This is a genomic window from Kitasatospora sp. NPDC057904, from assembly GCF_042887925.1.
Taxonomy (GTDB): domain Bacteria; phylum Actinomycetota; class Actinomycetes; order Streptomycetales; family Streptomycetaceae; genus Kitasatospora.
In genome coordinates, this window is sequence record NZ_JBHVOL010000007.1 from 268,463 (window position 1) to 290,356 (window position 21,894).

At 72.0% G+C, this 21,894-nt stretch carries 21 protein-coding genes; 2 read left to right on the plus strand and 19 right to left on the minus strand.

Features of this window, described 5'->3' with window-relative positions; genetic code table 11:
• Window positions 1-19: 19 nt before the first annotated feature.
• The 14 genes from secF to pgsA all read right to left on the minus strand — a co-directional run bounded on the left by secF (window position 20) and on the right by pgsA (window position 12,744).
• Window positions 20-1,123 (minus strand): protein translocase subunit SecF, encoded by a 1,104-nt coding sequence (gene secF / locus ACFVSN_RS20165; RefSeq protein WP_380438003.1) that lies wholly within the window; start codon window positions 1,121-1,123, stop codon window positions 20-22.
• A 4-nt stretch (window positions 1,124-1,127) separates the two neighbouring features.
• Window positions 1,128-3,005, minus strand: a complete 1,878-nt coding sequence (secD, locus tag ACFVSN_RS20170; protein ID WP_380498725.1) for a protein translocase subunit SecD — start codon at window positions 3,003-3,005, stop codon at window positions 1,128-1,130.
• A 147-nt stretch (window positions 3,006-3,152) separates the two neighbouring features.
• Window positions 3,153-3,560 (minus strand): preprotein translocase subunit YajC, encoded by a 408-nt coding sequence (yajC, locus tag ACFVSN_RS20175; RefSeq protein ID WP_380498724.1) that lies wholly within the window; start codon window positions 3,558-3,560, stop codon window positions 3,153-3,155.
• 246 nt (window positions 3,561-3,806) lie between these two features.
• Window positions 3,807-4,886, minus strand: coding sequence for a Holliday junction branch migration DNA helicase RuvB (ruvB, locus tag ACFVSN_RS20180; protein ID WP_380438009.1), 1,080 nt, complete (start codon window positions 4,884-4,886; stop codon window positions 3,807-3,809).
• 47 nt (window positions 4,887-4,933) lie between these two features.
• Window positions 4,934-5,545, minus strand: a complete 612-nt coding sequence (gene ruvA / locus ACFVSN_RS20185) for a Holliday junction branch migration protein RuvA (protein WP_380498723.1) — start codon at window positions 5,543-5,545, stop codon at window positions 4,934-4,936.
• The gene (gene ruvC / locus ACFVSN_RS20190) at window positions 5,542-6,081 is read right to left on the minus strand and encodes a crossover junction endodeoxyribonuclease RuvC (protein ID WP_329925093.1); all 540 of its coding nucleotides are present in this window, start codon (window positions 6,079-6,081) and stop codon (window positions 5,542-5,544) included. The genes ruvA and ruvC overlap by 4 nt, the downstream gene beginning before the upstream one ends.
• Before the next feature lie 140 nt (window positions 6,082-6,221).
• On the minus strand, window positions 6,222-6,980 hold the full coding sequence (locus ACFVSN_RS20195; protein WP_196952243.1) for a YebC/PmpR family DNA-binding transcriptional regulator: 759 nt from the start codon (window positions 6,978-6,980) through the stop codon (window positions 6,222-6,224).
• A 99-nt stretch (window positions 6,981-7,079) separates the two neighbouring features.
• Entirely contained in the window at window positions 7,080-7,694 is a 615-nt protein-coding gene (pdxT, locus tag ACFVSN_RS20200) for a pyridoxal 5'-phosphate synthase glutaminase subunit PdxT (RefSeq protein ID WP_380438013.1), read from the minus strand.
• 97 nt (window positions 7,695-7,791) lie between these two features.
• Window positions 7,792-8,703 (minus strand): pyridoxal 5'-phosphate synthase lyase subunit PdxS, encoded by a 912-nt coding sequence (gene pdxS, locus ACFVSN_RS20205; RefSeq protein WP_360230125.1) that lies wholly within the window; start codon window positions 8,701-8,703, stop codon window positions 7,792-7,794.
• A gap of 124 nt (window positions 8,704-8,827) precedes the next feature.
• Window positions 8,828-9,373: a hypothetical protein gene (locus ACFVSN_RS20210; protein WP_380438016.1), complete on the minus strand. Its 546-nt coding sequence runs from the start codon at window positions 9,371-9,373 to the stop codon at window positions 8,828-8,830.
• 49 nt (window positions 9,374-9,422) lie between these two features.
• Entirely contained in the window at window positions 9,423-9,785 is a 363-nt protein-coding gene (locus ACFVSN_RS20215; RefSeq protein WP_380438018.1) for a 5-carboxymethyl-2-hydroxymuconate Delta-isomerase, read from the minus strand.
• Between the two features lie 60 nt (window positions 9,786-9,845).
• A complete protein-coding gene (locus ACFVSN_RS20220; RefSeq protein ID WP_363648673.1) occupies window positions 9,846-11,030 on the minus strand; it encodes a glycosyltransferase family 4 protein in 1,185 nt (394 codons plus the stop codon).
• Between the two features lie 51 nt (window positions 11,031-11,081).
• Window positions 11,082-12,080, minus strand: a complete 999-nt coding sequence (locus ACFVSN_RS20225; protein WP_387595274.1) for a phosphatidylinositol mannoside acyltransferase — start codon at window positions 12,078-12,080, stop codon at window positions 11,082-11,084.
• Window positions 12,081-12,096: 16 nt separating this feature from the next.
• Complete coding sequence (gene pgsA, locus ACFVSN_RS20230; RefSeq protein WP_329925087.1) at window positions 12,097-12,744, minus strand: phosphatidylinositol phosphate synthase; 648 nt, start codon at window positions 12,742-12,744, stop codon at window positions 12,097-12,099.
• 255 nt (window positions 12,745-12,999) lie between these two features.
• Here pgsA and ACFVSN_RS20235 point away from each other — a divergent pair, with 255 nt between their 5' ends.
• Complete coding sequence (locus ACFVSN_RS20235) at window positions 13,000-15,048, plus strand: elongation factor G-like protein EF-G2 (protein WP_387956331.1); 2,049 nt, start codon at window positions 13,000-13,002, stop codon at window positions 15,046-15,048.
• Here ACFVSN_RS20235 and ACFVSN_RS20240 read toward each other — a convergent pair.
• On the minus strand, window positions 15,036-15,479 hold the full coding sequence (locus tag ACFVSN_RS20240; protein ID WP_380438113.1) for a thiol-disulfide oxidoreductase DCC family protein: 444 nt from the start codon (window positions 15,477-15,479) through the stop codon (window positions 15,036-15,038). The genes ACFVSN_RS20235 and ACFVSN_RS20240 overlap by 13 nt on opposite strands.
• Before the next feature lie 211 nt (window positions 15,480-15,690).
• On the opposite strand from ACFVSN_RS20240, the gene ACFVSN_RS20245 reads away from it, so the two are divergent.
• On the plus strand, window positions 15,691-17,340 hold the full coding sequence (locus ACFVSN_RS20245; protein WP_380438026.1) for a hypothetical protein: 1,650 nt from the start codon (window positions 15,691-15,693) through the stop codon (window positions 17,338-17,340).
• A 79-nt stretch (window positions 17,341-17,419) separates the two neighbouring features.
• Here the strand turns inward: ACFVSN_RS20245 and ACFVSN_RS20250 are convergent, their stop codons facing one another.
• The 4 genes from ACFVSN_RS20250 to ACFVSN_RS20265 all read right to left on the minus strand — a co-directional run bounded on the left by ACFVSN_RS20250 (window position 17,420) and on the right by ACFVSN_RS20265 (window position 21,893).
• Window positions 17,420-17,980 carry an HIT family protein gene (locus ACFVSN_RS20250; protein WP_380438028.1) on the minus strand — a complete coding sequence of 187 codons (561 nt, stop codon included), beginning with the start codon at window positions 17,978-17,980 and terminating at the stop codon, window positions 17,420-17,422.
• Between the two features lie 83 nt (window positions 17,981-18,063).
• The gene (thrS, locus tag ACFVSN_RS20255) at window positions 18,064-20,043 is read right to left on the minus strand and encodes a threonine--tRNA ligase (protein ID WP_380438030.1); all 1,980 of its coding nucleotides are present in this window, start codon (window positions 20,041-20,043) and stop codon (window positions 18,064-18,066) included.
• A gap of 96 nt (window positions 20,044-20,139) precedes the next feature.
• Window positions 20,140-21,306: a hypothetical protein gene (locus ACFVSN_RS20260; RefSeq protein ID WP_380438032.1), complete on the minus strand. Its 1,167-nt coding sequence runs from the start codon at window positions 21,304-21,306 to the stop codon at window positions 20,140-20,142.
• 32 nt (window positions 21,307-21,338) lie between these two features.
• Window positions 21,339-21,893, minus strand: coding sequence for a DUF4365 domain-containing protein (locus ACFVSN_RS20265; RefSeq protein ID WP_359973248.1), 555 nt, complete (start codon window positions 21,891-21,893; stop codon window positions 21,339-21,341).
• Between the last annotated feature and the right edge of the window lies 1 nt (window position 21,894).

Below are 21,894 nucleotides of genomic sequence, written 5' to 3' on the forward strand. Positions count from 1 at the left end.
CTGTCCTTCGGGTCGGGGCTCAGCGCTTGGTGGACGGACGGCCCTTGGCACGCGAGGTGCCGGCCGACCGGCCGCGCTGACCGACCATACCGGCCGGCTCGTCCGCGGGCTCCTCGCCCTGCGCGTCCTCGACGCCCCCGGCCGCCTCGGCCTTGGCCGCCTGGCTGGCGCGGTGCTGCAGGACCCGCTTGCGCAGCGCCTTCATCTGCGGCTGCTCCTCCTTGAGCTGCGCCAGCAGCGGGGTGGCGACGCAGATCGAGGAGTACGCACCGGCCGCGAGGCCGATGAACAGCGCGAGCGAGATGTCGTTCAGCGTGCCGGCACCCAGGATGCCGCCACCGATGAACAGCAGCGCGGCGACCGGCAGCAGGGCGACCACGGTGGTGTTGAGCGAACGCACCAGGGTCTGGTTGAGGCCCGCGTTGGCCGCCTCGCTGTAGGTGAGCTTGTTCTGCTTGGTGAGCCCCTTGGTGTTCTCCTTCACGGTGTCGAAGACGACGACCGTGTCGTAGAGCGAGTACCCGAGGATCGTCAGGAAGCCGATCACCGTACCGGGGGTGACCTCGAAGCCCACCAGGGCGTACACGCCGATGGTGATCAGGAGGTCGTGGATGAGGGCGACCAGGGCGGCCACCGCCATCCGCCACTCGAACGCGATCGCCAGGTAGATCGTCACCAGGATCATGAAGACGATCAGACCGGTGAGCGCCTTCTGGGAGATCTGCTTGCCCCAGCTGGGGCCGATCACCTGGGCCTCGACGGTGTCCAGCGGCACGGAGAACTTCTGGGCGAGCTGCGAGCGGATCTCGTCCGAGCTCTTCGCCTCGTCGGTGCTGACCTGGATGCGGATCTTGTTGTTGTCCGTGGACTGCACCAGCGGGTGCGAGGACACGACCTCGTCGGCCGTGGTCTGCGCCTGCGAGACGCTCAGGCCCGGCTTGGTCACGGTGTAGACCGAGCCGCCCTTGAACTCGATGCCCAGGTGCAGGCCCATGGCCAGGCCGATCGCCGCGACCAGCACGATCACGCCGGAGATCGAGTACCAGACCTTGCGGCGGCCGACGAAATCGAAGCTGATCTCGCCCTGGTAGAGCCGGTGTCCCAGATTGGAGAAGCGTGACACGGTGTCAGGCCTCCTTCACGGCGGCAGAGGAGGGGCTACGGCGACGGCTGCTGCGCAGCGGCGGGCGGGCGCCCAGCCGCTTCGGGTCCAGGCCGGACCACGGGTGGCCGTCGGAGAAGAACTTCCGGCGGGCCAGCAGGGTGATCATCGGCTTGGTGAAGAGGAAGATCACGACGACGTCGAGCGCGGTGGTCAGACCCAGGGTGAAGGCGAAGCCCTGCACCTTGCCGACGGAGACGATGTAGAGCACCGCGGCGCAGAGGAACGACACGAAGTCCGACACCAGGATGGTGCGCCGGGCGCGCGGCCAGGCCCGCTGGACCGCCGGGCGCAGCGGGGCGCCCTCGCGGACCTCGTCGCGGATGCGCTCGAAGTACACGATGAACGAGTCGGCGGTGATGCCGATCGCGACGATCGCACCGCAGACCGCCGGCAGGTTCAGCGCGAAGCCGATCCCGCCGCCGAGCAGGCTCATGATCGAGTAGGTCAGGATCGCCGAGACGATCAGACCGGCGATCGAGACCAGGCCGAGGCCGCGGTAGTAGACCACCGAGTAGGCGACCACCAGCAGCATGCCGATCGCGCCGGCGATCAGACCGGCCTTGAGCTGGTCGGAGCCGAGCTGCGGGGAGACGGTGGTGACGTCACCCTGGTTGAACTCCAGCGGCAGGGCGCCGTAGCTGAGGACGTTGGACAGGTCCTGCGCCTCGGCCTGGCTGAAGGTGCCGGAGATGACGGCGGTGCCGCCGGGGATGGCACCGCGCACGAACGGGTGGGAGACGACCTCGTTGTCCAGCACGATGGCGAACTGGTTGCTCGGGTCCGGCAGCGCGGCCAGCTTGCCGGTGATGGCGGCGAAGTCGTCGGTGCCCTTGCCGTTGAACTGGAGCTGCACCTGCCAGCCGTTGCCCTGCTGGGTGTCCAGGCTGGGCTGGGCCTTGGAGACATCCGAGCCCTTCACGGCCACCGGGCCGAGGACGAGCTTGGAGTAGGCGCCGCCCTTCTCGGGCTTCTGGGAGCAGGCGACGACGGCCTTGTCCTCGGGCTGCGCCACGCCCAGCTGCTGGCGCTGGTCGGGCTTGGTGCAGTCGAGGGTGGCGAACGCGGCCTGGAGCTCCGGCGGCACGGTGCCCGTGGTCAGCCCGGCGGCGAGGTCGGCCGGGTTGGGGGCCGTGGCGGGGGCGCTCGGGGCGCCGGAGGCGGCCGCGGAGGGCGCGCCGGAGGCCGGGGCGCTCGCGGCACCACTGGCGGCGGCGGTCACGCCGGTGGCGGCGGTGGAGGGGCTCGCGTCGGCCGCGAGGGCCTCACCGACCGCGCGACCCTGCTTGGTGGCGCTCGCGCTCGCGCTGGGGGTGCCGGCGGCGGCCGCGGACGGCGTGCCGGAGGCAGCGGCGCTGGGAGCGGCCGAACCGGTGGCCGAGGGGGCCGCGGCCGGGGTGCCGGAGGCGCCGGCGGACGGGGTGGCGGTGGGCGCCGGGATCTGGAGACCGCTGGGCGCCACGGCCAGGACCGGGCGGAAGAAGAGCTTCGCGGTGGTGCCGACCTTGTCGGCCGCGTTCTCCTTGTCCCCGCCCTTGGGGATGTTCACGATGATCGTGTCCGAGCCCTGGGTCTGGACCTCCGCCTCGGAGACACCCATCCCGTTGACCCGGCGCTCGATGATCCCGGTGGCGATGTCCATGTTGGACTTGTTGATCGCCTTGGGGTCGGTCGACCTCGCGGTCAGCGTGATGCTGGTACCGCCGGCGAGGTCGATCCCGAGGCGGGGCTTGGTGTTGCCCGTCCCGAACATGAGGGCGACCAGTCCGACGGTGACGACCAGGATGAGGGCCAGCGCCCGCCCTGGGTAGCCGTCGCGCGGGCGCGACTTGGGTGTTGCCACCTTGCTCGTTTCTCCCTGTCCATGCCACTTCGCCGACCGGACCCCCGTCCGGCTCGTGGCGGAACGGGGGCATGGCGGATCTGCGGCCCTGAGGTCCTGTGGGCTCGCGGCACTGCGCCGCGCGGCCGGGCGGGTTGCCCGTCCGTACTACTTGCTCGCGGGAGCCCCGCCCTCGACATCGCCCTTCTCGGCGCTGTCCTTGGTGAGCGTCAGCGGCTTGTCCTCGACCGGCGCGGCGTCGGCGTCCGCGTCCTCCGGCTCGGACAGCTCGTCCTCGGCGGGGCGGCCGTTGATGATCGCGTCGTACTCCTGGGGGTCCAGGACGGCCGCGACCGCGCTCTTGGTGAAGTGGGCGAACACGCCGGGCGCGATCTCCAGCTCGACGGTCTCGTCGTGGACCGCCTTCACCTGGGCGTACAGACCGCCGATGGTGCGCACTCCCGCTCCGGGCTCCAGCGAGGTCTGCATGCTCTGCATCTGCTGCTGGCGCTTCTTCTGCGACCGGAACATGAGCACGATCGCGATGATCGGGAGGAGAAGGATGATGAAGTTCACTGCAGCCAGGGTCCTTTACGGGTCGCCGGTCGGCGGCCTGTGTGGTATTGGTCGGCCCGTCAGGTGAGAGGGGCGGTCCGGCGGAGTCTAGGCGACCCCGAACTGATCGGACAACGCCAAGCATCGCATCCTGTCGCCGAAAGTGGCGACCCTCCGCCTGCACAGTTTCCCCGGACTTCTCCCCCGGCATCTCCGCCCGGCCCGGTACCGGGGCCCTGCGGGAACCGGGGACCGCTCATCACCCGTTCAGCCCTCGTCCGGCGGGAAGAGTTCGGTCTGGGCCGGGACGGCACCCCGAGTGGTCTGGACCGGAGGGGTCATCCCGAGGTGCTGCCAGGCGGCGGCGGTGGCGATCCGGCCGCGCGGGGTGCGGGCGAGCAGGCCCTCGCGCACCAGGAACGGCTCGGCGACCTCCTCGACCGTCTCGGCCTCCTCACCGACCGCGACCGCCAGTGTCGACAAACCGACCGGTCCGCCGCCGAACAGCCGCAGCAGCGCGTCCAGCACCGCGCGGTCCAGCCGGTCCAGGCCGCGGGCGTCGACCTCGTAGACGTCCAGCGCCTGGGCCGCGATCCCGGCGTTGACCACGCCGTCGTGCCGGACCTGGGCGTAGTCGCGCACCCGGCGCAGCAGCCGGTTGGCGATGCGCGGGGTGCCGCGCGAGCGCCCGGCGATCTCGGCCGCGCCGGCCGGGTCGATCTCCACGTCCAGCAGCGCGGCCGAGCGGTGCACCACCCGCTTGAGCTCGGCGGGCGCGTAGAACTCCATGTGCCCGGTGAAGCCGAAGCGGTCCCGCAGCGGCGGCGGCAGCAGGCCGGCCCGGGTGGTGGCGCCGACCAGGGTGAAGGGCGGCAGCTCCAGCGGGATGGCGGTGGCCCCCGGGCCCTTGCCGACGATCACGTCGACCCGGAAGTCCTCCATCGCCATGTAGAGCATCTCCTCGGCCGGGCGGGACATCCGGTGGATCTCGTCGAGGAAGAGCACCTCCCCCTCGGTGAGCGAGGAGAGGATCGCCGCGAGGTCGCCCGCGTGCTGGATGGCCGGCCCGGAGGTGATCCGGATCGGCGCGCCCAGCTCGGCCGCGATGATCATCGACAGGGTCGTCTTGCCGAGCCCGGGCGGGCCGCTCAGCAGGACGTGGTCCGGCGCGGCGCCGCGCTTGCGGGCGGCCTGGAGCACCAGCGACAGCTGCTCGCGCACCCGCTCCTGGCCGATGAACTCCTCCAGCAGCTTGGGCCGCAGCGCCGCCTCGACCGCCTGGTCCTCGCCGTCGGCGGCGGCCGTGACCAGCCGGTCGGCCGCCGGGTCGGAGTCGTACGGGGTCATCAGCGGGGGCTCCAATGTCGACAAACGGACAGATCGTCAGGTGGGTTTCAGCGGGCCCGGTTCAGGGTGCGCAGCGCGGCCTTCAGCAGGGCACCGACGTCGGTGACAGCCTGCGCCTCCGCCTCCGGGGCGACCGCGGCGACCGCCTCGTCCGCCTCCCGCGGCGCGTACCCGAGGCCGACCAGCGCGGAGTGCAGCTGCTCGCTCCACGGCGCGGGCCCGGCGGCGAGCGGCTTCTGCGCCGGGACGCTGCCGTGCGGGGCGCCCAGCTTGTCCTTGTACTCCAGCAGCAGCTTGGCCGCCTTGGCCTTGCCGATGCCGGGCACCGCCACCAGCGCCTTCTCGTCCCCGCTCGCGACCGCCAGCCGGAGCGCGTCCGGGCTGTGCACGCCGAGGATCGCCTGCGCCAGCTTGGGCCCGACGCCCGGCGCGGCCTGCAGGATCTCGAACACGGCCCGCTCGTCGTCGTCGGCGAAGCCGAACAGCGTCAGCGAGTCCTCCCGGACGACCAGCGAGGTCGCGAGCCGGACCGGCTCGCCCAGCCGCAGCCCGGCCAGCGTGTTCGGCGTGCACTGCACGGCCATGCCGACCCCGCCGACCTCGACGACCGCGAGCCCGGTGGAGATGGCCGCCACGGGTCCTTGTACGAAGGCGATCACCGGATGCTTCCTCTCTGGGGGGTGGCGCGGGCCGCCTGGATCGCGGCCTCCAGCCGGTTCGTCGTCCGGCCGCGCCAGATGTGGCAGATGGCCAGCGCCAGCGCGTCGGCGGCGTCGGCCGGCTTCGGCGGGGCGTCCAGCCGCAGCAGGCGCTGCACCATGGCGGTGACCTGCGCCTTGTCGGCCCGGCCCGAGCCGGTGACGGCGGCCTTGACCTCGCTCGGGGTGTGCAGGGTGACCGGGATGCCGCGCCGGGTGGCGCACAGCATCGCGACCGCGCTGGCCTGGGCGGTGCCCATCACCGTCCGCACGTTGTGCTGGGCGAAGACCCGCTCGACGGCGACCAGGTCGGGCCGGTGCTCGTCGAGCCACGCCTCGATGCCCTGCTCGACCAGCAGCAGCCGCGGCCCGATCTCGGCGTCCGCGGGCGTGCGCACCACGCCGACCCCGACCATCCGCAGCGGCCGCCCCGGCGTGCCCTCGACCACGCCGACACCGCACCTGGTCAGCCCCGGGTCCACGCCCAGTACCCGCACGTCACGCCCCGCCTCTCGTCCTCGACCTGCGAAGGCTACCGTCCCGGTCGGACAACCCGACCGACGACACCGGCCCGGTGGTCCAGGGACCACCGGGCCGGGAAGTGAGAACGGTCACGCCGGACCGGTCACCGGGTGACTCACTCGGCGTCGAGCTGCGCACCGACCTCGTCGGAGATGTCGAAGTTCGCGAAGACGTTCTGCACGTCGTCGCTGTCCTCCAGCGCGTCGATCAGCTTGAGGATCTTGCGGGCGCCGTCGACGTCCAGCTCGACCTGCATGCTCGGGAGGAAGTTGGCCTCGGCCGAGTCGTAGTCGACGCCGGCGTCCACCAGCGCGGTGCGCACGGCGACCATCTTGGAGGCCTCGGAGACGATCTCGAACGAGTCGCCGAGGTCGTTGATCTCCTCGGGCTCCTGGTCGAGGACGACCTCGAAGAGCTTGTCCTCGTCCACGCCGTCGGCCTTGGGCACGATCACGACGCCCTTGCGGGTGAACAGGTAGGACACCGAGCCCGGGTCGGCCATCGAGCCGCCGTTGCGGGTCATGGCGACGCGCACGTCGGAGGCGGCGCGGTTGCGGTTGTCGGTGAGGCACTCGATCAGGACCGCGACGCCGTTCGGGCCGTAGCCCTCGTACATGATGGTCTGGTAGTCGGCGCCGCCGGCCTCCAGGCCGCCACCGCGCTTGACGGCGCGGTTGATGTTGTCGATCGGGACCGAGCTCTTCTTCGCCTTCTGGATGGCGTCGTAGAGGGTCGGGTTGCCCTGCGGGTCGGGACCGCCGGTACGCGCCGCCACCTCGATGTTCTTGATCATCTTGGCGAAGAGCTTGCCGCGCTTGGCGTCGATCACGGCCTTCTTGTGCTTGGTGGTAGCCCACTTAGAGTGGCCGGACATCGCCAGCTCCTTTACGTCGCCAAATGGAAATGAAACAGATGAGATCTTACCGGTGTCGTCACCGGTGAGGAGCACACGGTCAGCACACGGCCCCGCGGGCTACGCGGCGAGGTGCTCCTCGACCATCCGTACGAAGTAGGCGTGCACCCGGTGGTCGCCGGTGAGCTCCGGGTGGAACGACGTGGCCAGCAGGTTCCCCTGGCGCACCGCGACGATGCGGCTCTCCGGGCCGTCCGCGGCGGGGAGCTCGGCCAGCACCTGCACGCCGGCACCGACGGCCTCGACCCAGGGCGCGCGGATGAACACGCCGTGCACCGGCGCGTCGCCCAGGCCGTCGAAGGCGATCCCGGACTCGAAGGACTCGTTCTGGCGGCCGAAGGCGTTGCGCCGCACGGTCATGTCGATGCCGCCGACGGTCTCCTGGTCCTCACGGCCGTCGAGGATCTTGTCCGCCAGCATGATCATGCCCGCGCAGGTGCCGTACACCGGCATCCCGGCGGCGACCCGCTCGCGCAGCGGCTGCATCACGTCGAACAGCAGGGCCAGCTTGGACATGGTGGTGGACTCACCGCCGGGGATGACCAGCGCGTCGACCTCGGCCAGCTCCTCGGCGCGGCGCACCGGACGGGCGAGCGCGTCGGCCTCGGCCAGCGCCACCAGGTGCTCACGGACGTCGCCCTGCAGGGCGAGGACGCCGATGACGGGAGTGCTCACGGTCTTCAACCTCGTTCGATCTTCTGGGGGAGTGCGTGGCGCGGCCCGCCGCGCGCCGAGGCGCTGCGGCGGGCCGGCTCGGTGCGGGGGGAAGCGATTACCAGCCGCGGTTGGCGTAGCGCTCGGTCTCCGGCAGGGTGTCGCAGTTGATGCCGACCATGGCCTCGCCGAGGTTGCGCGAGGCGTCCGCGATGATCTTCGGGTCGTCGAAGAAGGTGGTGGCCTTCACGATGGCGGCGGCGCGCTTGGCCGGGTCGCCCGACTTGAAGATGCCGGAGCCGACGAAGACGCCCTCGGCGCCCAGCTGGCGCATCAGCGCGGCGTCGGCCGGGGTGGCCACGCCACCGGCGGAGAACAGCACGACCGGCAGCTTGCCGAGCTCGGCGACCTCCTTGACCAGCTCGTACGGGGCGCGCAGCTCCTTGGCGGCGGCGTACAGCTCGTTGTGGTCCAGGGCGCGCAGCTGGCCGATCTCGTTCTTGATCTGGCGCAGGTGGCGGACCGCCTCGACGACGTTGCCGGTGCCGGCCTCGCCCTTCGAGCGGATCATGGCCGCGCCCTCGGCGATGCGGCGCAGGGCCTCGCCCAGGTTGGTGGCGCCGCAGACGAAGGGGGTGGTGAAGGCCCACTTGTCCGAGTGGTTGACCTCGTCGGCCGGGGTCAGGACCTCGGACTCGTCGATGTAGTCGACACCGAGCGACTGCAGGACCTGGGCCTCGACGAAGTGGCCGATGCGGGACTTGGCCATGACCGGGATCGAGACCGCCTCGATGATCTCCTCGATCATGTTGGGGTCCGACATGCGGGCGACGCCGCCGTCCTTGCGGATGTCGGCCGGGACCCGCTCCAGCGCCATGACGGCGACAGCGCCGGCGTCCTCGGCGATCTTGGCCTGCTCGGCGTTGACCACGTCCATGATCACACCGCCCTTGAGCTGCTCGGCCATGCCGCGCTTCACCCGGGCGGTGCCGATCTGCGGCTGGTCTGCGGTGGTGGGGGTGGTGGACACGTGAGACCTCACTCGAAGATGAACCAGTGCTATCGCCCTATGGTAGGCGCATGAATTGACGCATCCATGCGCCACCAAGTCCAGCCCGCCCCACCGGATGCGACAAACAGGCCCTATCCGGGCGTCAGGCCGGAGCGCCCTCCGGGGTGAGCGCCGGAGGCGGCGCGTCGTCCATCTCGAAGGCCATCGGGAAGGGCGCCTTGCCCGCCAGCCGGAAGTACCGCACCAGCCGGTGCTGGCGCACAGCCCGGGCCGCCCGCACCGCGTCGTTGTGGAACCGGCGCGCCATCGGCACCCGCCGCACCGCCGCCGTGAGGTCCCTCACGGCCTCGTCGCCGCCCGGCTCCGCCACCAGCGCCGCCACCTGCTCCGGCTCGGCCAGCACCGCCCGCAGCGCCAGGCTCAGCTGGCTCTCCGCCACCTCGCGCTGCTCGTCGTCGGCCTGCCGGGCCGCGTGCGCCGCGTCCAGCAGCAGCAGCGACGCCGCCGGGTCCAGCAGCGACGAGGTCGCCAGCTCCATCGCCACCGACGCCCGGCGGACCAGCTGCGCGTCCAGCGCCGCCCGGGCCGCGTCGATCCGGGCGTGCAACCGGTCCAGCCGGCCGGCCGTCCAACTCAGGTACATGCCGAACAGCACCACGGCCACGCCGGCCCAGATCCACGTAGTCACGGGCCGCTACGTTACCGGGCCGGAGAAACGTGGAACGCAGGCCGCCCGGTCAGGCGGCGGTAGCGTTCCGGTAACTCCCCCGGTCGATGTCCTCGACGTTCACCGCGGTGAACAGCCGGGTGCCGGCCGGCGGCGTGACGTGCGCGGCCAGCAGCGCCAGGACGCCCTCGCTGAGCGCCGCCTTCGCCTCCGGCGTGCGGCCCGGGAAGATCTGGAACTGGACGTACACCTGGGCGTCGGCGCCCTCGCTCTCCCCCACCACGAACTCGTCGTTGGCCCGGAAGAGCGTCTTGCACGCCTCCGGCTTCGCGTCGATCGTGCTCACCGCGAGCCGGTTGATCGCCAGGCCCAGCGCCCGGCGGTCGAAGGCACCGGCCAGGCCGGCCGAGTAGTCGACGGAGATCTGCGGCATCGTTGCCCCCATGGGTCACGGCAGTACGGACGCCCGACCCTAACCCCGCTCACACCCGGATCAGTCCCTGGCCAGCCCGAACCGGCCCCGCCGCCCGCTGCGCACGTCCTCCTCGACGACCGCAGCCGCGCCCGCCGTCACCGTCTCGTACACCGCGAGGATGTCCGCGCCGACCGTCGACCAGTCGAAGCGCCGCACGTGCCGCGACGCCGCCTTCCGCAGCTCCTCCAGCCGCGCCGGGTCCCCCAGCAGCCGCAGCGCCGACTTCGCCAGCGCGTCCGCGTCCTCCACCGGGAACAGCTCGCCCGCGTCACCGCCGTCCAGCACCTGCTTGAACGCGTCCAGGTCGCTCGCCAGCACCGGCGCGCCCGCCGACATCGCCTCGACGAGGATGATCCCGAAGCTCTCGCCGCCGGTGTTCGGCGCCACGTACAGGTCCACGCTGCGCAGCAGCCGCGCCTTCTCGCGGTCGCTCACCATGCCCAGGAACTCGACCTGCGCCCGCACCTCGGGCGCGAGGCCCGCCACGGCCTCCTCCTCGTCGCCCTTGCCCGCCACCAGCAGCCGCACGCCCGGCCGCTCGGCCAGGATCCTCGGCAGCGCCGCCAGCAGCGTCGGCAGGCCCTTGCGCGGCTCGTTGATCCGCCCGATGAAGCCGATCGTGCCCGGCTCGCCGGCCGCCGCGCCGCCCGTCCAGCGCTCGTCCGGCTCGGCCTCCGCGAAGAAGCCGACGTCCACGCCGTTGGGGATCACCACCGCGTCCCCGCCCAGGTGCTCGACCAGCGTGCGCCGGGCGTACTCCGACACCGCGATCCGGGCCCGCATCTTCTCCAGGCCGGGCTGGAGGATCGGCGAGGCCGCGATCATCGCCCGCGAGCGCGGGTTCGACGTGTGGAACGTCCCCACCATCGGCCCGGACGCCGACCACGCGGCCAGCATCGACAGGCTCGGCGAGGCCGGCTCGTGCACGTGCAGGATGTCGAACCGCCCGTCGTGCAGCCACCGCCGCACCCGCGCCGCCGACAGGATCCCGAAGCTCAGCCGCGCCACCGAGCCGTTGTACGGCACCGCCACCGCCCGCCCGGCCGAGACCACGTACGGCGGCAGCGCCTCGTCGTCCTCCGCGGGCGCCAGCACCGACACCTCGTGTCCGAGGCCGATCAGGTGCTCGGCCAGGTCCCGGATGTGGAACTGCACCCCGCCGGGGACGTCCCAGTCGTACGGGCAGACGATGCCGATCTTCACGGGTTCCTCATGCTCCTTCGCGTGCTCCGGTACGGCAGCGGGCCCGGCGTCTCAGGACCCGGTCGCCTCCGCCGCGGGCTCGCCGGCCGGCTCCGGCGCGTCCCCGCGCACCGGCAGGACCCGCTCCCCCACCTGCTCCCCCGCTGTCCCCCCAACCGTCTCACGGACGGGAAGGTCGGCCAGCCAGAAGCGCTGCAGCATGTGCCAGTCCTCGGGGTGCTCGGCGATCCCCCGCTCCCACACGTCCGCCATCGCCTGCGTCATCGCCAGCGTCCGCTCCTTGCGGTCCCCCTCCGCCGGCACCGGCACCTCCGGGTGGATCAGCGCCCGCAGCAGCGGCCCGTCGTACCAGAGCGTCACCGGCAGCAGCGCCGCCCCCGTCCGCTGGCACAGCGCCGCGGGACCGGCCGGCATCCGCGTCGCCTCGCCGAAGAACGACACCTCGATGCCCGCCTCCGACAGGTCCCGGTCCCCCACCAGGCACACCAGCCGCCCCTCGCGCAGCCGCCGCGCCAGGGTGCCGATCACGTTCACCCCGCCGCCGGTCAGTGCCAGGACCTCCATGCCCTGGCCCTCCCGGAACTCCACGAACCGGTCGAACAGCCGCTCCGGCTTCAGCCGCTCGGCGACCGTCGTGAACGGATGGCCCTGCTGCGCGACCCAGGTGCCCGCGAGGTCCCAGTTGCCCATGTGCGGCAGCGCTATCACCGCGCCCCGGCCGACCTCCAGCGCCCCGCGCAGGTGCTCGAAACCCTCCACCTGCACGTCCCTGGCAATCCGCTCCCGGCTCCACACCGGCAGCCGGAACGACTCCATCCAGTACCGCAGGTACGAGCGCATCCCCGCCCGCGACAGCGCACGCAGCGCCACCTCGTCCAGCCCGGGACGGACCCGCCGCAGGTTCGCCTCCAGCTGCAGCACCCGCTTGCCGCGCTTGCGCCACGCGTAGTCCGCCAGCCGGTCGAACAGCGCCCGCGCCACCCGCTCGGGCAGGTGCTTCAGCACCGCCCAGCCCAGCGCGTACGCCCAGTACACCAGTCGGTCCGTCACCGCAGGACGCCCCCCATCAGCTCCCGGCCGCCACACGGTCGGCCTCGAACGCCTCGCGGCGCACGGTCAGCATCCGCTGCAGCACCGTGATCAGGCTGCCCACCGCGACCAGCCACAGCGCCACCGGCAGCAGCCACTCCACGTACGGCACCCCGAACTCGTGCAGACCCGCGACCCCGGCCGCCACCAGGCTGGCCACCAGCCGCTCGGCCCGCTCCACCAGCCCCGACACGTCGCACGGCAGGCCCTGGCTCTGCGCCCGCGCCTTCGTGTACGACACCACCAGACCGCTCGCCAGGCACACGATCGCCACCGCGCACAGCAGGTTGTTGTCGCCCTTGCCCGCGTACCACATCGCCAGACCGCCGAAGATCGCCGCGTCGGCGACCCGGTCCAGCGTCGAGTCCAGGAACGCGCCCCACTTGGTGCTCCGGCCCAGCTGGCGCGCCATGTTCCCGTCCACCAGGTCCGAGAAGATGAACAGCGTGATCGTGATGGTGCCCCAGAAGAACTCCCCGCGCGGGAAGAACACCAGCGCACCGGCCACCGAACCGGCGGTACCGATCAGCGTCACGGCGTCCGGGCTCACGCCCAGCCGGATCAGGAACGCGGCGAACGGGGTCAGGACACGTGTGAAGAAGGCACGCGCGTATTTGTTGAGCATGGCCTTCCCGACCGCTCCGATCTCCCTGGTACCCGCCTGGCGCAACACGCGCGGCAGACGGCCGGACGGATCAGCCCGCCCGGCGCACCCATCGTAGCCACGCCGACGACACGCTCCGGCGCACGCACCGCCCGACGGCGCACCGACCGACCCGCACACGCGCACCACGATCGGCCGCCCGCACGACACGCGCCCCGGCGAGACCCGACCCTAGACTTTCGAAAGACAGCCTCGGCGCCACGGGAGGAGACCCCGATGCCCGACCGCAGCACCGCACGAGCCGGCCAGGCCCCCAACGTCACCGGCCCCCGCGACCTGCGCAACGTCGTCCTCATCGGCTGCAGCGGTGTGGGCAAGACCACCCTCGCCGAAACCCTCGCCCTCACCGCCGGCGCCACCGGCCGGGCCGGCCGCGTCGCCGACGGCACCACCGTCTCCGACCACGAGGACATCGAGCACCAGCAGCAGCGCTCCGTCCAGCTCGCGCTGCTCCCCCTCGAATGGCGCGGCACCAAGATCAACCTGATCGACCCGCCCGGCCACCCCGACTTCGCCGCCGACCTGCGCGCCGCCCTGCACGCCGCCGACGCCGCCGTCTTCGTCGTCTCCGCCACCGACCCCGTCACCGCCCCCACCCGCGCCCTCTGGCGCGAGTGCGCCGCCGAAGGCATCCCCCGCGCCGTCGCCGTCGCCAAGCTCGACCTCGCCCGCACCGGCTTCGACGACATCCTCACCGCCTGCCACGACGCCTTCGAGCTCGGCCCCGACACCCTGCGCCCTCTGTTCCTGCCCGTCCACCACGACGGCCACCCCGACGGCAGCGTCGACCTGCTCACCGGACAGACCTACGGCGACGCCACCCCCCTGCCCGACACCGCATCCGCCCGCGAGAGCCTCGTCGAAGCCATCTCCGGCCAGGACGACGCCCTCATGGAGCGCTACCTCGCCGGCGACACCCTCGACACCGACGCCCTCGAAGCGGGCATGCGCCGCGAAGTCCTCGCCTGCACCCTCCACCCCGCCGTCCCCACCAGCGAGAACGGCCTCGGCGCCGCCGAACTCCTCGACCTCATCGCCCACGCCTTCCCCGACCCCACCGAACGCACCCGCCCCGGGCCCGCCTGCGACCCCGACGCCCCCCTCGCCGCCCAGGTCATCCGCGTCACCGGCGACGCCTACGTCGGCCGCATCAGCCTCCTGCGCGTCTTCGCCGGCACCCTGCGCCCCGACACCCGCATCCACCTCACCGGCCCCGCGCACCCCGCCGACCAGGACGGCGACGAACGCGTCACCGCCCTCAGCAGCCCCTTCGGCAAACTCCAGCGCCCCGTCCCGCACGCCGTCGCCGGCGACCTCGTCTGCGCCGCCAAACTCACCACCGCCCGCGCCGGCGACACCGTCCACGACCCCGGCCACCCCGTCGAACTCGACGGCTGGACCCTCCCCGAACCCCTGCTGCCCATCGCCGTCGAAGCCCACAGCAAGGCCGACGACGACAAGCTCTCCCAGGCCCTCACCCGGCTCACCGCCGAGGACCCGGCCCTGCGCCTCGAACAGAACCCCGACACCCACCAGCTGGTCCTCTGGTGCACCGGCGAGGCCCACGCCGACGTCGTCCTCGACCGCCTGCGCACCCGCCACGGCGTCCACGTCGACACCGTCGAACCCAAGGTCGCCCTGCGCGAGACCTTCGGCAGCGCCGCCGCCGGCCACGGCCGGCTCGTCAAGCAGTCCGGCGGCCACGGCCAGTACGCCATCTGCGACCTCGAAGTCGAACCCCTCCCCGCCGGCTCCGGCTTCGAGTTCCAGGAACACGTCGTCGGCGGCGCCGTGCCCAAGCACTTCATCCCGTCCGTCGAGAAGGGCGTCCGCGCCCAGCTCGCCAAGGGCGTCGCCACCGGACACCCGCTCGTCGACGTCCGCGTCACCCTCACCGACGGCAAGGCCCACTCCGTCGACTCCTCCGACGCGTCCTTCCAGACCGCCGCCGCCCTCGCCCTGCGCGACGCCGCCGAACACGCCGTCATCCGCCTGCTCGAACCCGTCGCCGCCGTCAGCGTCCTGCTCCCCGACGACTACCTCGGCGCCGTCCTCGGGGACCTCTCCGCACGCCGCGGCCGCGTCCTCGGCAGCGACAACGCCGGCCCCGGACTCACCCTCCTGCGCGCCGAGGTCCCCGAGCTCGAACTCACCCGCTACCCCCTCGACCTGCGCTCCCTCACCCACGGAACCGCCGAGTTCAGCCGCGCCTACCTGCGGCACGAACCCATGCCCGCCGCCGTCGCCGAACGCTACGACGACTGAACGGCCTGCCGGTTCGGCAGCGCGCACGCCGGCGTACCACCCGGCATCCGGTGCCGGTTCCTCGCCACCCAGCGGTACACCACGCCCACCACCGGCCGCACCGGAGCCAGCGTCAACAGCGCGCCCAGGTACGCCCACGCGCCGCCCGACCGCATCAGCAGCCGCGCCACCGCCTGCGCACCCCCGTACACCCGCCCCGCCGGAGTCACCCACAGCACCTCGCGCTCCGCACGCTCCCAGGTGACCTCGCCCGCGCCACCCGCCCGCGCGTCCAGCGCCGCCAGATCGGCGAACTGGAACGGCACCGCCTCCCAGCCCCCCGACGCCAGCGTCTGCCGCAGATACCGCTCCGCCCACCCCAGGCACGACGAGCAGAACGCGCAGTCCCCGTCGAAGACCAGCACCGGATCCTTCACGGCAACCCCTTCCATCGCAGTCACGATCATCCTGCACCCACGCCACCGGACCGGAACCACCGGGTATCGACACCGGCGAAGCTGGGCATCATGCCTCTCGAACCAACGCGGCAGCCAACGCGGCAACCAACGCGGCCCGATCGTGACGGTACTTCAGACGATCATCCGCGCAGCACCACCACGGCACGGTAACCTGCCGCTGACAAGGGGAGGAGGGGACACCACCGTGACCACACTCGACATGACCCCGGGTGCGCAGATACCCCGGACCGACGCCGGCCCGCAGACCGCCGTCACCCAGGCGCTCTCCTCCGCGGCCTACCGGGACGGCGAGATCGAACCCTTCGTCGAGAAGATCGGCGCCGCCACCTACAAGAAGCCACGCTTCCGGCTGTTCCGAGCCAATCTCGGCGAGGCCTTCAGCACCGCCGTCATCGCCCGCGCCCTCGGCGCGACCCGCAAGCCCATCGTGCCCTCCTTCGGCACCGACACCCGCCAGATCGTCGAACACTGCCTCGCCGCCCAGGAGTTCCGCGGCAACCGGGACCGCCAACTCACCACCATCACCGTGGTGTTCGGCCTCCTCGCCCTGCCCGGAAGCCTCATCTGGCTGGCCGCGTTCTACCTCCGCACCTGGCTCCTCAAGGACAAGTCCCGCCAGAACGAGGTCTACGGCGGCCTCGCCCTCCTCGCCGCCGGCGCCGTCGCCGTCCTCCTCGCCCTGCGCCCCCCGGCCGCCGGACTCCTCGGCCTCTACCTGCGCATCACCATGATCGCCCCGGTGATCGGCTGGTTCCTCGCCAAACGCATCGTCCTGCGCTCCACCCGCGAACTGCGCGCCCGCTGGCAGGCCCTCGTCGAGGGCAACGCCGTCGCCGCCACCGTCGCCAAGGCCGTCCCCCGCGACGACCTCGACAAGAAGGCCGTCGACCTGCGCGACAAGCTCGGCCGTCTCGAAGCCGAGCAGGAGACCAACGTCCAGCACTATGCCGGCCCCAAGGGCATCCTCGGCGTCGGCCGCCGCTGGGGCGAATGGCGACTCGTCGACGTGCTGCGGCCCGCCGAGGGCCACAGCGACTTCCGCGCCTTCCACCCCTGGGACCTCGTCCGCAAGATCGGCGCCCACCTCAAGGGGCTCTCGATCAGCGAGGTCGCCAACAGCGGCATGACCAACGTCTCGATCAAGCAGTGGGCGGTGCTCGAAGTCGGCGAGAACGCCGACGAGATCTCCCGCCCCGCGGGCGCCGACATGGACGGCGACCGGATGCGCGACTTCGCCGTCCAGACCATCGCCGACAAGCAGACCTTCTCCGGCGGCGGCGCCCGGCACTACCTCGCCACCCAGTTCATCACCTTCGACGGCAAGCTGATCATCACCTTCACCGTCACGGTCACCCTGCTCGCCAACACCCTCACCGTGACGGTCGCCGGCTACGCGCTCGGCCCGGTCGCCGGCGTCTTCGGGGACAAGCCCGCCCCCAAGGAGAAGACGATCCAGAAGACCGGCAAGTTCTGGGAGGAGCGGACCGTCCAGCTCCCCCTGATCGACAACGACGAAGTGGTGCGCCAGGCCCTGCGCGCACCCCTGGTCCGCATCCCCGGGCTGCTCGCCTGGCTCGGCGGCGGCATCGGCCTGCCCGAGCCCTTCGGCTTCCGGCACGCCTGGGCGAACCCGCCGTGGAGCAGCCGCTTCATGACGGACAACGCGCTCAACGCCTCCGTCCCGGTGCTCAGCGCGGTCCACGCCGCCACGCTGGAGTTCCTGGAGGAGCACGACCTCGACACCGAGCGCTTCTTCAAGAACCGCACCTCGATCATCAAGTCCGAGGCGCAGGGCACCCGGCCGTACAAGGTCGACCAGTTCGACGCGGGCTGAGCGATCGGCCGGCCGACACGACGGAGGGGCCCGTCACCGGTACTCCCGGTGACGGGCCCCTCCGCTCACGCGCGTCCGCTCAGTCCTGCGGCCAGACCTCGGCCAGCATCTTGCGGGTGTCCGCCAGCAGCTGCGGCAGCACCTTCGTGTGCCCCACCACCGGCATGAAGTTGGTGTCCCCACCCCAGCGCGGCACCACGTGCTGGTGCAGGTGCGCCGCGATCCCCGCCCCGGCCGCCGCGCCCTGGTTCATCCCGATGTTGAACCCGTGCGCGCCGGAGGCGGCCCGTAGCGCGGTCATCGCCTTCTTGGTGAACCCGGCCAGCTCGGCGGTCTCGGCCTCGTCCAGGTCGGTGTAGTCCGCGACGTGCCGGTACGGGACCACCATCAAGTGGCCGCCGTTGTACGGGTAGAGGTTCAGCACCGCGAAGACGGACGTGCCGCGCGCGACGACCAGCCCGTCCTCGTCGCTCAGCGACGGGATCGAGCAGAACGGGCAACCGTCGTCCGGAGCCGGGCCGGTGGGCTTGTTCTCACCCTGGATGTACGCCATCCGATGGGGGGTCCACAGGCGGCGGAAGCCGTCCGGCTCACCGACGCCCCGCTGCAGTTCCGGCTCAGTCGTCATGCTGATCAGCATATTCGCCCGAGGCCCCCTGCAAAGCCGCGCGGGGCAGACTCCTCAGGAGCCTGCCCCGCGTCGAGGTCAACCGGACTGCGACGTCACACCTGGATGCGGTTCTTCACCGCGTCCACGATCTCCGCGACGGCGTCCGCGACCAGCACGCCGTTCTTCTGCTCACCGTTGCGGTAGCGGAAGGAGACGGCCCCGGCCTCGATGTCGTCGTTGCCGGCGATCAGCATGAACGGAACCTTGCTCTTCTGAGCGTTCCTGATCTTCTTCTGCATGCGGTCGTCCGAGGTGTCGACCTCGACCCGGATCCCGTGCTTCTTCAGCTCGGCCGCGACCTCCAGCAGGTACGGGACGTGCTCGTCGGTGATCGGGATGCCGGTCACCGTGACCGGGGCCAGCCACGGCGGCATGGCGCCGGCGTAGTGCTCCAGCAGCACCGCGAAGAAGCGCTCGATCGAGCCGAACAGCGCGCGGTGGATCATGACCGGCCGCTGACGCGAGCCGTCCGCCGCGGTGTACTCCAGGTCGAAGCGCTCCGGCAGGTTGAAGTCCAGCTGGATGGTGCTCATCTGCCAGGTGCGGCCGATCGCGTCCTTCGCCTGGACCGAGATCTTCGGGCCGTAGAAGGCCGCGCCACCCGGGTCCGGCACCAGCGGAAGGCCCTGCTTCTCGGCCACGGCCGCGAGGACGCGGGTGGCCTCCTCCCAGGTCTCGTCGCTGCCGACGAACTTCTCCGGGTCCTTGGTCGACAGCTCCAGGTAGAAGTCGGTCAGACCGTAGTCGCGGAGCAGGTTGAGCACGAAGGTCAGCGTGGAGTCGAGCTCCTCCGCCATCTGCTCGCGGGTGCAGTAGATGTGCGCGTCGTCCTGCGTGAAGCCGCGGGCCCGGGTCAGGCCGTGCACGACGCCGGACTTCTCGTACCGGTACACGGTCCCGAACTCGAAGAGGCGCAGCGGCAGTTCACGGTACGAGCGGCCGCGCGCGTCGAAGATCAGGTTGTGCATCGGGCAGTTCATCGGCTTGAGGTAGTAGTCCACGCCCTCGTCGAGCTGCATGGGCGGGTACATGCCGTCCGCGTACCAGTCGAGGTGGCCGCTCTTCTCGAAGAGCTTCCCCTTGGTGGCGTGCGGGGTGTAGACGAACTCGTAGCCCTCTTCCTCGTGCCGCTTGCGCGAGTAGTCCTCCATGGCGCGGCGGATGATGCCGCCCTTGGGGTGGAAGACGGCGAGGCCGGAGCCGATCTCCTCGGGGATGGAGAAGAGGTCGAGCTCGTTGCCGAGCTTGCGGTGGTCGCGCTTCTCGGCCTCGATCAGGAAGTCGAGGTGGGCCTTCAGCTCGTCCTTGCTCGGCCAGGCGGTCCCGTAGATGCGCTGGAGCATGGGGTTCTTCTCGCTGCCGCGCCAGTAGGCGGCCGCGTTGCGCATCAGCTTGAACGCCGGGATGTGCCGGGTGCTGGGCAGGTGCGGGCCGCGGCAGAGGTCGCCCCAGCACTGGTCGCCGCTCTTGGCGTCCAGGTTGTCGTAGATGGTGAGCTCGCCGGCGCCGACCTCGACGTCGGCGCCCTCGCCGGCGGTGGCGGCGGAGCCCTTGAGGCCGATCAGCTCCAGCTTGTACGGCTCGGCGGCCAGCTCCTCACGGGCGGACTCGTCGGTGACCACGCGGCGGGAGAACTTCTGCCCGCGCTTGATGATCTCCTGCATCTTCTTCTCGATGGCCTTGAGGTCATCGGGGTGGAAGGGCTTCTCGACGTCGAAGTCGTAGTAGAAGCCGTCCTTGACCGGCGGGCCGATGCCGAGCTTGGCCTCGGGGAAGAGCTGCTGCACGGCCTGCGCCATGACGTGCGCGGTGGAGTGGCGCAGGATGTCCAGGCCGTCCTTGCTGCCGATCGCGACCGGCTCGACCTCGTCGCCGTCCTGGACGGCGTAGGCGAGGTCCTTGAGCTGGCCGCCGACGCGGGCGGCGATGATCGAACGGTCGTCGGCGAAGAGCTCGGCGGCCGTAGTGCCCGTGGTCACCACGCGCTCTTCCCGATCGGGTTCGCGGTTGATGATTACCCGGACGTCCGTCACCGGTCTCTCCTGACGTGCTGGATTAGAGGACGCAACACTGCGCTGCGCGTGACGATGGTACCGAGAGCGCCGCCCCCACCGTCCACCGACGGCGATCTAGCCGCCTTCTCCCCCGTCCGTCAGTCCCTTGAGCAGCCGCTCTCGGTCGCCCTCGTCCCATCCGCACAGCTCAAGGCCCTGCGGCCGGGTGAGCCGGCGGAAGCCGCCGCGGCTCTCCAGCCGGCCCGCGACCCGCACCGGGACGCCCGCGAGGTGGGCCTCGGCGGCGAGCCGGTAGTCGGGGTCGGGCAGCCGGACCTTGAGCTCGCGGACCTCGGCGCCGCCGAGGATCCGCAGGCGGACGGTGCCGGGGCCGGTCGGGTCGGCGCGCTTGAGGCGGACGACGACGCCGACGACGGTGACGGCGACGGCGGGCTCGATGCGCTCCAGGAGTTCGGCGGCCTCGGCGAGGGCGGGCAGGTCGCCGGGCGAGAAGTCGAGGACGACGCGGCGCTCGCCGAAGCCGCCCGGTGTGCCGGCGGCGGCCGACCAGGCGACCGCGAGCCGCGCGGCGGTCGCGCCGCGCACGAGTTCCTCGACGGACTGCACGAGCTCGCGGCTGACCCCGGCCTGGACGGCGTTCTCGAAGGCCTCGGGCCCGCCGCTGACCCGCCGGTAGTCGACGGCGTCGCGCAGTGCCTCCAGCGCGCGGACGAGGGTGGTGACGGCGGCGCGCCCCTCGGGGGCGGGGGTGTAGGCGGTGAGGCCGGCGCCCTGTTCGACGACCAGGACGCGGTCCAGGAAGTCGTCGGCCCAGGTGTCCAGCCGGGCGCCGAAGTAGGCGGCCCTGGTCCGTCCGGCCTTGGCCCCGGCGGCGAGCATGGCGCGGGCCGCCCGCCCGAGCCGTTCGGCGTCCTCCCAGGGCGCGGTGCCGGCCGGTCCGGGCACGTCGCGGTGCCAGCGCAGTTCGTCGCCGGGCACGGAGAGGGCGAGCAGGATCGAGCGGGCAGAGGGGCTGTGCGAGCGGGAGAGGGCGGTGACGGCGTCGGTGAGGAGGTCGACCGCGTCATCGAAGCCGTCGCCGGCGGGGACGAGCAGGCTGGTGCCGGGGTCGTCGTCCGGGGGCGTCCAGCGGCCGTACCGGGCGGCGGGGCCGCCGCGCCGCACCCAGCCGTGCCGGGCGAGCAGGGTGGCGAGCACCGCGGGGTCGACGGTGGCCGGGTCGGGCAGGCCGCCGCCGGGCAGGACTCCGTCGGGCTCGCCCGGTGCGTGGGGTGGTGTCATGGGTGCGGCTCCTCCCGGCCGGGGCCGGGCCGTCACGGGCTGCCGCCCGCGCCGACCCTGGCCATGATGTCGCACAGCGCGCGGTCGTCGAAGACCTTCGTGGTGGGCACCCGGACGTTGGTGCGGCGCTGCCCGGTGACGGGGTGGCCGGCCAGGTTGACCCAGTAGCAGCAGTGCCGCAGTTCGAGCGCGTCCGGCCGGGCCGCCAGCCAGTGGTCGACCCGGCGCGGCAGCAGCATGACGACGAGGATCCGGGGCACCGCGACGCGGGCCCGGGCGAGCTTGCGCAGGTGGTCGTTGTCCAGGGTGAAGCTGAAGAACGGCCCGGCCGGGTCGGGCGCGATCTGCTGGGTCGCCTTGAGCTGGATCTTGATGGTGACCTCGTCGTCGACCTCGTGCGCCCGGGAGCCGTGGCTGACCTGCCAGTCGATGCCGTTGTCCGGGAAGGGCTGGGAGAGCGAGCAGCCGGCCGCCGCGGCGACCGCGTGCAGGTAGCCGACCTGCAGCGTCTCCATGCAGGCCGTCACCGCGAGGTTCCCCCGCAGGACCGCCGCCGCCTCGTCGGGCTGCGGCTGTGTCAGCGCCATC

Coding starts and splice junctions, on each gene's coding strand:
- ruvB (WP_380438009.1), bottom strand. CDS start 4,886: ATGACCCCGTACGACTCCGACCCGGCGGCCGACCGGCTGGTCACGGCC.
- ACFVSN_RS20195 (WP_196952243.1), bottom strand. CDS start 6,980: ATGTCCGGCCACTCTAAGTGGGCTACCACCAAGCACAAGAAGGCCGTG.
- ACFVSN_RS20215 (WP_380438018.1), bottom strand. CDS start 9,785: ATGCCGCAGATCTCCGTCGACTACTCGGCCGGCCTGGCCGGTGCCTTC.
- pgsA (WP_329925087.1), bottom strand. CDS start 12,744: ATGCTCAACAAATACGCGCGTGCCTTCTTCACACGTGTCCTGACCCCG.
- ACFVSN_RS20235 (WP_387956331.1), top strand. CDS start 13,000: ATGCCCGACCGCAGCACCGCACGAGCCGGCCAGGCCCCCAACGTCACC.
- ACFVSN_RS20240 (WP_380438113.1), bottom strand. CDS start 15,479: ATGGAAGGGGTTGCCGTGAAGGATCCGGTGCTGGTCTTCGACGGGGAC.
- ACFVSN_RS20250 (WP_380438028.1), bottom strand. CDS start 17,980: ATGCTGATCAGCATGACGACTGAGCCGGAACTGCAGCGGGGCGTCGGT.
- ACFVSN_RS20260 (WP_380438032.1), bottom strand. CDS start 21,306: ATGACACCACCCCACGCACCGGGCGAGCCCGACGGAGTCCTGCCCGGC.
- ACFVSN_RS20265 (WP_359973248.1), bottom strand. CDS start 21,893: ATGGCGCTGACACAGCCGCAGCCCGACGAGGCGGCGGCGGTCCTGCGG.